Here is a 13,511-nt window from a genome sequence, read left to right as displayed (position 1 = left end):
AGGAAGAAAGAAACATGAAACGTCGCAATCTGCTGAAACTGCCGCTGGCGGCCGCCGCGCTGTCGCTCGCCTCGGGCGCGGCCTTCGCGCAGGACGCCGAGCCGGTCGTGATCGGCGTGTCGATCCCGTCCGCCACCCACGGCTTCATGGGCGGGCTGAACTGGCATGCGCAGGACACCATCGAGCGGCTGGGCGGGGTCTATCCCAATGTCGAGTTTGTGCTGGCGACGGCGGGCGATGCCGCCAAGCAGGTGTCCGACATCGAGGACATGATGGCGACCCGCAACATTGACGGGCTGGTCGTGCTGCCCTTCGAATCCGAGCCGCTGACCGATCCGGTCAAGCAGGTGAAGGCTGCCGGCAAGTTCGTCACCGTCGTTGACCGGGGCCTGTCCGAGGAAGGGATCGAGGATCTGTATGTCGCCGGCGACAACACCGCCTTCGGCCGGGTGGCGGGCGAGTATTTCCGCGACAACCTCGATGCGGACGCCAAGATCGTCGTGCTGCGCGGCATTCCCACGACGCTGGACAACGAGCGGGTCGAGGCGTTTCAGGCCGCGCTGGAGGGGTCCGACAAGGAAATCCTCGACATGCAGCACGGCAACTGGAACCGCGACGACGCCTTCAACGTGATGCAGGACTATCTGGCCAAATACCCCGAGATCGACGCCGTCTGGGCGGCCGACGACGACATGGCCGTGGGCGTGCTGGAAGCCATCGCCCAGGCGGGCCGCGAGGATCAGATGATCGTCGTCGGCGGCGCGGGCATGAAGGATATCGTCAAGCGCATCATGGACGGCGATCCGCAGCTTCCGGTGAACGTGACCTACCCGCCGGCACTGATTTCCTCGGCCATCGAGATGACCGCGCTGAACTTCGTGTCGAACGCGCCGATGGCCGGCCGCTACATCATCGGCAGCCAGCTGATCACGCCGGAAAACGCCGAGCAGTTCTACTTCCCCGACAGCCCGTTCTGAGGAACTTCACGCTCTGGAAAGGCGCCCGCCGCGGCGCCTTTCTTCTTTTCCGCGGGGGTTGTCCGATCCGGGCGGGTTATCTCAACCGCCGTTGCAGCACCGTCACCGCCTGATCGATGGACCGGGCCGCCTCGGACACCGCGCGGGCCGCGCGGGAGATATCGACGAGGCCCGATGAGGCGAACTGGGCCACCGGCGCGCGGGTCTCGCTTGCCAGCGCGGCAAGCTGGGCGAAGGCGACGCGGCCGGATTCCGCGGCGGCTTCGATCCGCGCCATGATCGCCGGAAGATCGGTCCGCAGCCCGGCCGCAACATCGGTCACGCCCTGCAACGCATCGCGCAGGTCGGTGACGACCGGCCCGAGCTCCTCGTTGATCGCCCGGTCGGCGCCCTGAAACGCGCTTTCGGCGGCGGTCAGCGCGCGCTGCCCCGTCTCGATCGCCCGGTCCACGCCGTCGAGCGTCCCGCCCGCGCGGTCCGCCAGCACCGTCACCCTTTCGGCGGTCTCGCCGATCGAGGCGGTCGCTTCGACCAGCCCGCCTGAGATATAGCCCCGGAACTCGTCCAGCGCCGCCGTGCCCGATTGCAGCGCCTCGTCGGCGCGCGTCGCCGTCTCGGTGAACTTGTCCAAAGTCACATCGGCATTGGCAAGCGTCATCTGCGCGGCCTGCGACAGCCCCTCGACGCTGCCGCCGAACTCCGCCACCTGCCCGGCCACGTCCGCGATGGTCTGGGTGGCCGTGGACACATCCGCCATCATCTGGTCCAGATTTGACGATGAGCGTTCGAGGTTTTCCAGTATCCGGTGCACCCGCTGCTGGTTCTCGTTGCCCAATAGCTCGGTCAACTGAACGGTGACGGTGTTCAGGTTCTCGATGATCTCCGGCCCCTGCGCGCCGAGCGTCTGAAGGACCGACTGGCCGGGGCGGATCACCGGAATCCCGCCATCCGCGTCCAGAAGCAGCTCGGCCGCGGGGCTACCCGCCGTGATGCCGACGAAGGACAGGCCCGTCACGCCCTGCGGCTCGATCGACGCGGTGGAGTCGGTCTTGACCGGGGTGCCCGCCGAAACCTCCAACCTGACCCGCACGCCGCCCTGTTCGGGGGCGATCCGCATGTCCACCACCTGCCCGACCTTGAGCCCCGCGAAACGCACATCGGCGCCGATCCCGACGCCCGAGACTTCCGCGAAATACACGTCGTAATAGGCGAAGGTCCGGTCCACCCGGTAATCGGCGAACCACAGCAGGAAGCCGAGGATCCCGAGGAAACCGGCCACCGTGAAGACGCCGACGAGAACGTAATTGGCCCGCGTTTCCATTCGCTATCCTTGCCTGCGGTCTGCGGCCATCGCGGCATGGGCGCGCGGTCCGTTGAAATAATCATGCACCCAGGGGTGATCCAACCGGGTCAGTTCCTCGATGGTGCCGGTGGCGAGCACGTGCTTTTCCGCCAGCACCGCGACCCGGTCGCAGCAGGCGTTGAGCGTATCCAGATCATGCGTGACGAGAAAGACCGACAGGCCGAGCGCGTCGCGCAGTTCCACGATCAGCCGGTCGAACGCATCGGCGCCGATCGGGTCCAGCCCGGCGGTGGGCTCGTCCAGGAAGACGATCTCGGGGTCCAGCGCGAGGGCGCGGGCGATGCCGGCCCGCTTGCGCATCCCGCCCGACAGTTCCGCCGGATACTTGTCGCCCGCGTCCCAGGGCAGGCCAGACATGGCGATCTTGAGGTCGGCGAGGCCGTCCATCACCGCCTGATCCAGCCGCAGTGCGCGCATCGGCACCTGCACGTTCTCGCGCACCGTCAGGGCGGAGAACAGCGCGCCATCCTGAAACATGACGCCCCATCGCTGCTCCAGTGCGCGGCGTTCGGCCTCGCCCGCATCGCCGACATCGACGCCCAGCACCCGGATGTGACCCTCGGCCGGGCGGATCAGCCCGACGATGGTGCGCAGCAGCACCGACTTGCCGGTGCCGGACCCGCCGACGACGCCCAGGATCTCGCCCCGGCGCAGGTCCAGATCCAAGCCGTCATGGATGACGTTCGATCCGAAGCGCGTGACCAGCCCGCGCACCTCGATGACGTTGTCCGTCATATCCCCACCTGCGCGAAGAAGATCGAGAACAGCGCGTCGGTCAGGATCACCATGAAGATCGCCTGCACCACGGCTTCCGAGGTCATGCGCCCCAGCGACTCGGCGTCCTTGCCGACGCTCATCCCCGCATGGCAGCCGATGACGCCGATGATGACGGCGAAGACCGGCGCCTTCACCAGTCCGACGAAGGCGTGCCAGATGCCGGTCTCCTCGATCATCCGGCTCAGGAACAGCGGGGGCGAGATGCCCAGCGTGATCCACGCCATCGCCGCCCCGCCGATGATCCCGGAAAGATCGGCGATCAGCGTGAGGATCGGCAGCGTGATCACAAGCGCGAGGATGCGCGGCACGAACAGCGCCCGCTCCGGGTCGATGCCGAGCGTGCGCATGGCGTCGATCTCCTCGCGCATCTTCATCGACCCGATCGAGGCGGTCAGCGCCGAGGCCGTGCGTCCCGCGACGATGATCGCCGTCAGCAGGACGCCGAGTTCGCGCAGGATGGAAATGGCGATCAGGTCCACGACATAGATTTCCGCCCCGAACTGGGTCAGCAGCGTCGCGCCCTGAAAGGCGATCACCACCGCGATCAGGAACGCCATCAGCGCGGCGATCGGCACCGCCTTCATGCCGGTTTCCTGCGCGTGGTGGACCAGCGCGGTCAGCGGAAAGCTGGACGGGTGCCGCAGGCTGCGTCCAAGCGCGACAAGGAAGCGCCCCAGATAGCCCAGAAGCTCGCGCGACTGCCGCAGGATCTTCACCGTCCAGAGCCCGAGCGCGGAGAGCAGCCGGATGATGCCGGGCGGTTCGGGCGGGGGGGCCTTCGGCTCGGGCACCCGCGCAGCGACGAGGTCGATCAGCCCCCGGTGCTCGGGCGAGACAGCCTCGAGCCGGACGCCATCGCCTTCACGCCCTGCGAGGAACCACGCCCCGGCGGTGTCCAGCCGCCCGAGCCGCGACAGATCCAGCCGCCGCGCCTGCCGCGCCCGGTCCGGCAGCGCGCCCAACTGCCGGATCGTGAGATCCCCGGCAATCGCGACGCTTTCATCAGATGCGGGGGGCTGGGCGCCGGGCAAGGTCCTGTCCATTCCTGTGCCCCGCATCTCTTAAACCGTTGCGCCCGCGTGTCAAAGCCCCGGACCCTGACCGGACGGGGGCGCCCCGAGGACATTTTGCATGACACGCACCCCCGCCCCGCCCCTATAGTCGGACGCAGGGAGAGGCCGAATCATGGAGACACGCCATCACGCCGACCGCGTGATCGAGCGGACCCACGCGTCCAACGACCTGTCGCCGCTGACGGCAAGCTGGCGGCGCTCGGCGCTGCGGCACGGGCTCGATCCCGCCGCAGGGGTCCGCGACTGCCGCCTGACCGGGCCGGAACTCGCCGCGCGGCGCGAGGCGATGGGGCATTTCCTGACCGTCGCCGCAAAACCGGTGGACGAGCTTTACCGCCTTGTCAGCGGCTCGGGCTGCGCGGTCCTGCTGACGGATGCGGACGGCATCCTGCTGGACCGCCGCGCCTCGGCGGCTGATGCAGGGGTCTTCGACGGTTGGGCGCTCGCGCCCGGCGCCGACTGGTCCGAGGCCGCGCAGGGCACCAACGGCGTCGGCACCTGTCTTGCCGAAGGGCGCGGGGTCATCATCCACCGCGACCAGCATTTCCTGTCGGCCAACACGGGCATGAGCTGCATCGACGCGCCGATCCACGGCCCCGACGGGCAGATCATCGCGGCGCTCGACGTCTCCAGCGCCCGCGCCGACGCGACCGAGGCGATGAACGCCCTGATCGCGGCGATGGTCGGCCAGTCCGCCCGCGCCATCGAGGCCGCCTGGTTCCGCGCCGCCTTCCCCGGCGCCCGCATCGTCATGGCGGGCGACGGGGTCGAGGCGCTGGTCGCCGTGGACCGCGACGACCTCGCCATCGGCGCGACCCGCGCGGCCCGCCGGATGCTCGGCCTGCCCCGGACCGGCGCGCTGAAGCCGCGGCCGCTGTCCGACCTTCTGGCCGAGGCGCAGGGGCGCGACGCGGAGCCCGGCGGCTTCGACCGGGCCGAGCGGGCCGCCGTCATCCGCGCCCTCGCCCGCGCCGAGGGGAACGTCACCGCCGCCGCCCGCGCGCTCGGCATCGGCCGCGCCACGCTCTATCGCCGCATGGCCCGGCTGGGGATCTCGCCCGCGCAGGCTGCGTCCCGGAATTGAGACAGTCGTCGGGGGCGATATCGCGCCCGGCGGTTGACCCGAGGCCGCCCGCCCCGGCACCATCGTCCCGCCCGGAACCGAGGAGCCGGGCCATTTCTCTGGGAGGAGACACCATGCCCAACGACCAGACGCATGATTTCAAGGGCGTCAGCGCCATGCCCTTCACCGGGCGCTACGACAACTACATCGGCGGCAAATGGGTCGCGCCGAAGGCCGGGCGCTATTTCGACAACACCACCCCGATCACCGGCGCGAAGATGAGCGAGATCGCCCGCTCGGACGAATCCGACATCGACCTGGCGCTGGACGCCGCCCATGCCGCCGCCGACGCCTGGGGCCGCACCAGCGCGCAGGAGCGGTCGAACATCCTGCTGAAGATCGCCGACCGGATGGAGGCGAACCTGCAACTGCTCGCCACCGCCGAGACCTGGGACAACGGCAAGCCGATCCGCGAGACGATGGCCGCCGACGTGCCGCTGGCCATCGACCATTTCCGCTATTTCGCGGGCGTGCTGCGCTCGCAGGAAGGCAGCCTCAGCCAGATCGACGACAACACGGTCGCCTATCACTTCCACGAGCCGCTGGGCGTCGTCGGCCAGATCATCCCGTGGAACTTCCCGCTGCTGATGGCCTGCTGGAAGCTGGCCCCGGCGCTGGCGGCAGGCAACTGCGTGGTGCTGAAGCCGGCCGAACAGACGCCGGCCTCGATCATGGTCTGGATCGACACCATCGGCGACCTGCTGCCCGACGGGGTGCTGAACATCGTCAACGGCTTCGGGCTGGAAGCGGGCAAGCCGCTGGCCTCGTCGAAGCGGATCGCCAAGATCGCCTTCACCGGCGAAACCTCGACCGGCCGGCTCATCATGCAATACGCGGCCGAGAACCTGATCCCGGTGACGCTGGAACTGGGCGGCAAGTCGCCCAACGTCTTCTTCGCCGATGTCGCGCGCGAGGATGACGATTTCCTCGACAAGGCGCTGGAAGGCTTCGCCATGTTCGCGCTGAACCAGGGCGAGGTCTGCACCTGCCCGTCGCGCGTGCTGGTGCAGGAATCGATCTACGACCGGTTCATGGAAAAGGCCGTGAAACGGGTCGAGGCGATCAAGCAGGGCGACCCGCGCGAGTCCGATACCATGATCGGCGCGCAGGCCAGCAAGGAGCAGCACGACAAGATCCGGTCCTATTTCGACATCGGCCGGGACGAGGGCGCCGAGATCCTGACCGGCGGCGACGTGGCCGACCTCGGGGGCGAGCTGTCCTCCGGCTACTACATCCAGCCGACGATCTTCGCCGGCCACAACAAGATGCGGGTCTTCCAGGAGGAAATCTTCGGCCCGGTGGTGTCGGTCACGACCTTCAAGGACGAGGCCGAGGCGCTGGAGATCGCCAACGACACGCTCTACGGCCTCGGCGCGGGGGTGTGGAGCCGCGACGCGAACACCTGCTATCGCATGGGGCGCGGCATCAAGGCCGGGCGCGTGTGGGTGAACAACTACCACGCCTATCCGGCCCATTCGGCCTTCGGCGGCTACAAGCAGTCGGGCATCGGGCGCGAGACGCACAAGATGATGCTGGACCACTATCAGCAGACCAAGAACATGCTGGTGAGCTACTCGGCCTCGAAGCTGGGCTTCTTCTGAGGGGCGCGTGAGACGATGCCCGCCGCGACCACGCGGCGGGCATTTCAGATACGGCTTGCGCCACGATTGGTCGCATGCAGACAGACCGCTGCCCGCTTCGGCGCGGTCCAGCAGCACTATCGAGAGCCTCGTCTGCGGCGGGAGATCATTGCCGGAACGCGGCTTCTCGGGCATTCTGGCCGAAGGACAACGGGTCCGGCCGCCGCGATGATCGCCTCCATTCCAGCCCTGGTTCGCCAGCACGCGCAGGACGCGGCGTTCCTGTGGACGCAGCGCATGGCCGAGATCGACGGACCGCTTTTCAGCGCCGAGGATGTGGGGCGGCGCGATCAGCGGCTGGCCGCGAATATCGACGGCCTCGTGGCCGCGGGGCCCAAGGGCCGCGAGATCGCGCGCGAGGGGGCCCAAGCGCAGGGCGGGACCGGCGAGTGGTTCGTCCTGACCGCACTGGCGCTCGAAACCGGTGATGCCACGGAAGTCGAGCAGGCCGCCGGAATGGCACTGGACAGCGGACCGGCGGGCGCGCGGGGTCTGTCCAGCGCGACCGGCTGGAGCCTTCCCCTCAAAGTTTCCGGGCCGGTGCGCCGCTGGCTCGCCTCGGACGATCCCCGCCGTCGCAGGCTCGGCGTGGCCGCGCTTTCCCATCACCGGGTCGATCCGGGAAAGGGGCTCGCGGCGCTGCTGGACGATCCCGACCCGGCCACCCGAAGCGCCGCCGCCCGGCTGGCGGGAAACCTCGGCCGGACGGACATGCTGCCGAGATTGCGCGCGGCGCTGGAGGAGGAAGGCGATCACCTCTGGCCCGCATGGGCGGGAACCCGGATGATTGACGCAGACGCGCTCGCCGCCCTGCTCCGGTTCGTGCGCCAGCGGCCGGATGACCGGCAGGCGGGGTTCGCCCTCGATCTGGCGCTCGTCGCCCTCGGTCCAAGGGCGGCTGGTGAGCTGACGACGCTGCTCGGCCGACCCGGGACGCAGATCCTCGCCCTGTCCCGCGCCGGAGTTCCGGGCGACGCCTCGATCCTGCCGTGGCTGATCGAGCGGATGCGCTCGCCCGAAACCGCCCATGCAGCCGGCTGCGCCTTCCGCGATCTGTTCGCGAACGACATCAGGGCGAGCGCGCTTTTCACCGACGACGCAGCCAGCCTCGGGCCGGGCTTCGCCGGTCTGGACACCCTGCCCCTTCCCGTCGCCGACCGCATCGCGGACTGGCCCGGCCCCGACGCCGGCGCCCCCCCGTTCGTGTCGCAACGCGCGCGGATGCTGGCGAGCCTGCGCGCGGGCATGGCGGCCCCGGCGCGGCCGCTCGCGCCGTGGCGGCATCGGCAACCCGGCCCCGCCTGGGTCTGACGGATCAGCCGGCCCCCACCACGAGCGCGGCCGAGCGCAGGCCGCCATCCGAGCCGGCGGCGCACAGGACGACCCGGCCCGGCGCATGGCCGCGCAGGAAAGCGTCGCGCGCGATCAGCAGCCCCAGCGCGCCCCCCGCCGCGCCGATCTCGCCCACCGCCATGGCCGGATGCACGACCGGCAGACGCGTCCGGGCGGAGCGGAAGAACCGCGCCTGGGCAAGGCTCCATTCCCACTGGGCATATCGCTCGCCGTTCACGTTGGTCAGCACCCACTCCACCCGAGGCTCCAGCGCCCCGTCCCCCGTCGCGCCCCGCAGTGCGGTGAGCAGCGCGCGGCCCTGGCTGAAGCGCGATCCGGCCACGGTGTCGGGCTCTCGCGTGGTCGCCACCCCCAGGACCGACGGCGCCCCAGCACCGCCCTGCCCGCGCGGGGTCAGGCGGATGGCGACCGCGCCCTCGCCGGGGATAAGACCCTGCGCGTTGTCGGGCCCCAGCAGCCGCCGCGCGGCCCGCAGCGCGGCAAGATCAGCCGCCCCCAGCAGGCTGTCCACGGCCAGCAGGACGACCTCGGCCGCGTGTCCCTGTTCCAGCGCGCGCGCGGCAAAGGCCAGCGCGCCCAGCGCCGCGGCAGCGCCCCCGTCCAGCACGCGGGATGCCGGGTTGATGCCGATCCCCGCCGCCTGCGCGATCCGGCCGAGCATGCGTTCGGGCGGCAGTTCCTGAAGCGCCGGATGCCCGCGCGCCGATTCCGGCGGGACGAGGAACAGGGCGAGGCCCGGCGCGGCCGCCTGCCCCGCCCCCGCCATGGCCTCGCGCAGGGCGCGGACGCCGAGGTTGACCAGCCAGTCCGCGGGACTGCTCCGAAGGCTCCAGTGACCGTGAACGCGCGCAACCGTGATCTCGGCACCCAGCGGATCGGGCAGGACCATCAGCCGAAAGCCGTTCAGGCTGGCCCGGTGCGCCGCGCAGGTCTGCGGCGCGGTGAGCCCGGCGGCGGTGACGGCCCCCGCCCCGGCGATGTCGAGCGAGACCCTCACGCCTCCTCCCAGACGGGCTGAAGGCGGCGGGTGCCGTCGCCGCCGAGCGGATCGAGATAGCCCTTGCGCTTCAGCCGCGCGCTCAGCAGCACGGGCGAGACATGGCCATAGAGGATCTCGCGCAGCCGGGGGGCGCGCAGGTCCGTCACGAAGGCCATGCGGGCCTTGAGCGTGATCCGGCGCAGGTCGGGTTCGATCACCACGGTATCGGGCGCGAAGCCCGCCTCCTCGGCGCGATCGTCGTGCAGCAGCCGCAAGGGTGCCGTCAGGCGGGGCAGCCGGAACTCCCACCGGCCTTCGGGGGTCATGTTGACCAGAACGGCCACCGCGCCGGGGCGGATGCTGGGCGATTGCTGGTCAGCGGGCGCCGCCTGATGGTGGCGGGGGTCCAGATCACGCGGCGGCAGCGGCCACTGGTTGGCAAGCCAGCCGTCGTCATGGGTTCCCGCGAAGTCGAGGCGCGGCCGCCAGCCCCGCGCCACGACGCCGAAGCCCACCGGCTCGGGGCGCTGGTCGGGGCGGGTCGCGATCTCGGCCGGACGGGTGATGTTCGGCACTTCGGTCAGCACCGCCGCGTCGGCGGAGCGGCTGCCGGCGAGCCCCACCCCGACCGGATTGCGCTGCTCGACCACGGCCCCCTGCCCGGCGGTCCCGCCAAAGGCCCGTTCCCAGATCAGCGGCATGGTGACGAAGGGCTGCGGATCGCTGAGGCCCCCGGCGGCCCGCAGGCGGTCCCCGGTGACGGCCAGCATCTTGCGGACGCCGCCCAGTTGCAGGCCGACATCGACCCGGCCCGCGGGGCGTCCCTGCGGCGCGTAGGCGCTCGCGTTCAGGATCACCTCGGGCACGGGCTTGCGCGGCGCGATATCGGCATCATGGCACAGCGATGACCGCGCGGGATCGCCGCGGGGAATGTCGGCGTAAGTCACCGGCAGTTGCGCTTCCGCCACCGACAGCCGCCCGCTGGGGTCGGCGGTGAAGCTTGCCGACAGCATGAGCACCGTCACTTCCTGCCCGTCGGCGTCCATCTGCACATGCAGCTTCAGATCGAAGGGGGTGCGGTTCTCGATATGGGTGTCGATGCCCATCGGCTCAGCACCAGTTGCCCTGCGCGTCGAGGCCGATGGGCCAGTAGGGCATGCAGCAGATCAACCGGACGAGTTCATCCTCGCCCGCCTCCTCCAACCAGAGGAGCAGGAATTCCTCGGGATAGACCAAATCCTCGGCGGGGCCTTCGGTCAGGGCGCCGCATTTCAGCCAGTAGCTGCGCACGATCCACACCAGCTTGGGGTGCGAGGCGGCACCGGCGGCGCGCTTTTCGAACGACGCGCGCACGGCATCGGCGCGGGACAGGCCCAGACTTTCCTGCGCGGCGATGGTCGCTTCCCACCAGGGAGCGGCGATGTCGAACGCGGTCCGCAGGTCGGCGCGGTAATAGCCGAAAATCCGGCGCGCGCGCTGCCCCGCCCCGGCAAGCCGGCGGCCCCGCCCTGCCGGGTCGCGCGGCATGATGTCATGCGGCTGTTCAAGCAGCCTCTGCCGGCCCTCGTCATGGCGGAAATAAGTGGTGAGCGCGGCCATCAGACGACCGCCTCCGCGTCATCCAGGCCGATGGGCACGAAGACGAGCCCCGAGACGAGGTCGAACACGTCCGGCGCAAGCTCCTCGAGATCGTCCACCAGCGCCTCGACGTGACGGATGAAGGGACGGCCCTTTTCGTCCGCCGCATCGCTGCCCCAAGGGTCTTCCGACAGCGGATCGGGGAGTTGGGGGGACCAGTCCTCGGCCCGCTCGTCGTTCAGCCGCTCGATGGCCAGATAGGCGCGGCGGAACGCGGCGAGGACGGACGGGTGCCCCGCAAGGCCGGTCGGCCAGCGCCGTCCGAACGCATCCTCGCCGTCGCGGGCGACGCCTGCCTCCCACCACGCGCCGAGCCGCGGGGCGAGCGCGCGAAGCTCGGCGATATAGACGCCGCGGACCTGTTCGAGTTCCTCGTCCATGGCCGCTTCCCCTCAGGCCGGCGTCAGGCGGTTGGCGGCGCCCCGGATCGCCCGTCCCTGCGCCATGTAATGCGCCCGGCAGTGCGGCTTGACCATCTCCTTCTTCTCGAACAGTTCCTTGAACTTGTCGGGGCTGGCTTTCAGATGGCACCCGCCCATGTCCCAGGCGACGGCCAGCGGCGGCTGGTGATCGTGGGTCATCGCTTCCTTGGAACCGGGCTTGTCCCTCTGGCGAACCTGCTTGTCGCGGTCGGTCTTCTCGACGATCTTGCCGTTCTCGTCGAACATCGTGTTCCAGAGCGGCGGCTTGCCCTGACGGTCGGGCAGCTTCTCGCATTCCCAGCAGGGCTTGCCATCGACCTCCTTGGTCTGCTCGGGCGAGGGGTCGCGGTCGGGGCGGCAGGCCTTGCTGTAAGGCTTCGGGCACGGCTTGAGCATATCCAGCTGGGCAAGCGCCGCCGCGAACTGCACGATGGCCGCCGGATCGAGGCAGTTCATCAGCGTCCCGCTCGTGTCGGTGTTCTGGATCATCATGTCGCCCATGCAGTTCACGCCATCGCCTTCGATGAGGACCGTGAACGACCATGTCTGGAACTTGGCCCCGCCCGTGTTGGTCAGCGAGGCAACGCCCTTGGTCATGATGTTCCCCGGCTCGTCGCCCGTGCTCTTGCTGGTCTTGCCCTTGCTGCCGATCGAGACGATGCCCTTGTCGGCCTTGACGGTGACGCTTCCCGTGTCGAGGTCCTTGGCGAAGGTGACGTTGACATAGGGCACCGGGACCGGCCCCGCCGGTGGCGTGGGCGCGGTCAGGCAGGTATCCAGCGGCGCCACCCCCTGCCCGCCGCTGTTCTGCGAAAAGAACCCCATCGTCGTGGCGAAGACGGTGCAGCTCATCGCAGCGTCTTCCGGCGGGCGCGGGGCGGGAACGGAACGCCGCTCATCACGCTTCCTCCACCGCGGCTGCGCCGGCGAGTTCCGCCGCCGGGAACGCCGTCAGTTCGGCGATGGTGGCGCAGTGAAAGACGCGAACCTCCCAGTCGTCGCGCCAGAGGACAGCGGCATCTTCAAGGGCCGGCGCAGGGCGCTGCGGCGAAGGCAGGCGATCCATCGCCGCGGCAAGCTCGCGCGGCCCTGCCGCGCCACGTGTAGCGGACTGCACCAGCGCCTCGGCCGCGTCATACCAAGGATCGGCCGGATCGGGCACCGGACCGAGGCGCAGCAGCGCGAAGGGCCGGACCCGCCCCTCGAGATCCTGTCCGAGACGGAAGCACCCGGCGAGCGGGGCGGCCCCGAACAGCCCGGCTCGGGCCATGATCCGCCACGCTGGGCGGTGGGGGTGCAGGGTTCCTTGCGGCTGGTTGCGCCAGACGATCTCGAACCACCGGTCCCAGCGGGTCAGCGTGTCAGCCCCGAGACCCCGATCCACCAACCCGCGCTGGCGGCCAAGGGGGCCGACGAAGCCCATGACGCTGCCCCCCGCGCTCATCCCGCCTCCGCCATGACGGGAGGCCGGATCGCGCGCATGGGCGTCTGCGTCCATGCGCGGCTGCTAGTATTGGGTCCGCCTGGGGGCCGTGGCGCGCGGGGCGCTAGCAGGCGCCGCCGCGACGGCTGGCGTCTGCGGGGCGGGTGTCACGGTCCGCGGGTAAACCGGGGTCTGCGGCGGCGTGTGCATTCCGCAGGCCGAGAGGATGGAAAGACCGGCCAGCGAAAGGCCGTCCCTGAGGCGCCGGAAGTGATGACCCATCGCTTCGCTCCACTGTGGCTGTTTCCGAAACATGGCAAGCGCGGAGATAGTCGGTCAGCGCGGCCCCTTCCTCGCGGACGAGGGCCGGCTCCCATTTGGTCAGGATGATCTGCCAGCGGCGGCGCAGATAGGTATCCCAGTCGCCGCGCACGGCGTGGCGCGCCACCTGGGTGGAGCCGGGCATATGCTCGACCACGCAGCCTTCGCCGAGGAACGCCGCCACCCGATCAGCATCGGTGACGACGACCATCCGCAGGCGCCGGTGCCTGCGCGCGAGCGTGAGGACACGCGACCGCGCGGACTCGCCGGCCATCAGCAGGGTCGTCAGGACCACCGGCCTCGTGTCGTCGGAAGATCGCTGCGCAAGCGGGTTGTCCTCGGGCCTGCGCGGGGGTGATCCGCGCTGCGGGACGAGGCCGGACCAGAAATCCGAAATCCTTGACACCCTGCCCTCCGTTAAC

General features: G+C 70.0%; 14 protein-coding genes. 4 read left to right on the top strand and 10 right to left on the bottom strand.

Annotated features, from left to right (window positions below; all coding sequences use genetic code 11):
* Positions 1–14: 14 nt before the first annotated feature.
* A complete protein-coding gene (locus tag KTN05_RS03550; RefSeq protein WP_217327997.1) occupies positions 15–977 on the top strand; it encodes an ABC transporter substrate-binding protein in 963 nt (320 codons plus the stop codon).
* A 76-nt stretch (positions 978–1,053) separates the two neighbouring features.
* Here KTN05_RS03550 and KTN05_RS03545 read toward each other — a convergent pair whose 3' ends face one another.
* From KTN05_RS03545 to KTN05_RS03535, 3 genes are read right to left on the bottom strand one after another with little or no spacing between them, the layout of a single operon-like run.
* Positions 1,054–2,298 (bottom strand): MlaD family protein, encoded by a 1,245-nt coding sequence (locus KTN05_RS03545; RefSeq protein WP_217327996.1) that lies wholly within the window; start codon positions 2,296–2,298, stop codon positions 1,054–1,056.
* Between the two features lie 3 nt (positions 2,299–2,301).
* The gene (locus KTN05_RS03540; protein WP_217327995.1) at positions 2,302–3,075 is read right to left on the bottom strand and encodes an ABC transporter ATP-binding protein; all 774 of its coding nucleotides are present in this window, start codon (positions 3,073–3,075) and stop codon (positions 2,302–2,304) included.
* Positions 3,072–4,160, bottom strand: coding sequence for an MlaE family lipid ABC transporter permease subunit (locus KTN05_RS03535; protein ID WP_254367958.1), 1,089 nt, complete (start codon positions 4,158–4,160; stop codon positions 3,072–3,074). The genes KTN05_RS03540 and KTN05_RS03535 overlap by 4 nt, the downstream gene beginning before the upstream one ends.
* Before the next feature lie 142 nt (positions 4,161–4,302).
* Between KTN05_RS03535 and KTN05_RS03530 the strand changes: the two genes are divergently transcribed.
* The 3 genes from KTN05_RS03530 to KTN05_RS03520 all read left to right on the top strand — a co-directional run bounded on the left by KTN05_RS03530 (position 4,303) and on the right by KTN05_RS03520 (position 8,264).
* Positions 4,303–5,274, top strand: a complete 972-nt coding sequence (locus tag KTN05_RS03530) for a GAF domain-containing protein (RefSeq protein WP_217327993.1) — start codon at positions 4,303–4,305, stop codon at positions 5,272–5,274.
* A 113-nt stretch (positions 5,275–5,387) separates the two neighbouring features.
* Complete coding sequence (gene adh, locus KTN05_RS03525; RefSeq protein ID WP_217327992.1) at positions 5,388–6,914, top strand: aldehyde dehydrogenase; 1,527 nt, start codon at positions 5,388–5,390, stop codon at positions 6,912–6,914.
* 207 nt (positions 6,915–7,121) lie between these two features.
* Positions 7,122–8,264: a hypothetical protein gene (locus KTN05_RS03520; RefSeq protein ID WP_217327991.1), complete on the top strand. Its 1,143-nt coding sequence runs from the start codon at positions 7,122–7,124 to the stop codon at positions 8,262–8,264.
* A gap of 4 nt (positions 8,265–8,268) precedes the next feature.
* Here KTN05_RS03520 and KTN05_RS03515 read toward each other — a convergent pair whose 3' ends face one another.
* The 7 genes from KTN05_RS03515 to KTN05_RS03485 all read right to left on the bottom strand — a co-directional run bounded on the left by KTN05_RS03515 (position 8,269) and on the right by KTN05_RS03485 (position 13,384).
* Complete coding sequence (locus KTN05_RS03515; RefSeq protein ID WP_217327990.1) at positions 8,269–9,303, bottom strand: hypothetical protein; 1,035 nt, start codon at positions 9,301–9,303, stop codon at positions 8,269–8,271.
* Positions 9,300–10,391: a DUF2169 domain-containing protein gene (locus tag KTN05_RS03510; protein ID WP_217327989.1), complete on the bottom strand. Its 1,092-nt coding sequence runs from the start codon at positions 10,389–10,391 to the stop codon at positions 9,300–9,302. The genes KTN05_RS03515 and KTN05_RS03510 overlap by 4 nt, the downstream gene beginning before the upstream one ends.
* A gap of 4 nt (positions 10,392–10,395) precedes the next feature.
* Positions 10,396–10,884 carry a hypothetical protein gene (locus KTN05_RS03505; protein WP_217327988.1) on the bottom strand — a complete coding sequence of 163 codons (489 nt, stop codon included), beginning with the start codon at positions 10,882–10,884 and terminating at the stop codon, positions 10,396–10,398.
* Positions 10,884–11,303, bottom strand: coding sequence for a hypothetical protein (locus KTN05_RS03500; RefSeq protein WP_217327987.1), 420 nt, complete (start codon positions 11,301–11,303; stop codon positions 10,884–10,886). Before KTN05_RS03500 ends, KTN05_RS03505 begins: the two co-directional genes overlap by 1 nt.
* 12 nt (positions 11,304–11,315) lie before the next feature.
* The gene (locus KTN05_RS03495) at positions 11,316–12,197 is read right to left on the bottom strand and encodes a DUF4150 domain-containing protein (protein WP_217327986.1); all 882 of its coding nucleotides are present in this window, start codon (positions 12,195–12,197) and stop codon (positions 11,316–11,318) included.
* Between the two features lie 46 nt (positions 12,198–12,243).
* On the bottom strand, positions 12,244–12,789 hold the full coding sequence (locus tag KTN05_RS03490; protein WP_217327985.1) for a TagF domain-containing protein: 546 nt from the start codon (positions 12,787–12,789) through the stop codon (positions 12,244–12,246).
* 103 nt (positions 12,790–12,892) lie between these two features.
* Positions 12,893–13,384: a hypothetical protein gene (locus tag KTN05_RS03485; protein ID WP_217327984.1), complete on the bottom strand. Its 492-nt coding sequence runs from the start codon at positions 13,382–13,384 to the stop codon at positions 12,893–12,895.
* Between the last annotated feature and the right edge of the window lie 127 nt (positions 13,385–13,511).

Origin of the sequence: Paracoccus sp. Z118, assembly GCF_019061185.1 — a bacterium.
Lineage (GTDB): Bacteria > Pseudomonadota > Alphaproteobacteria > Rhodobacterales > Rhodobacteraceae > Paracoccus.
This window is presented reverse-complemented; position numbering and strand designations above follow the sequence as displayed.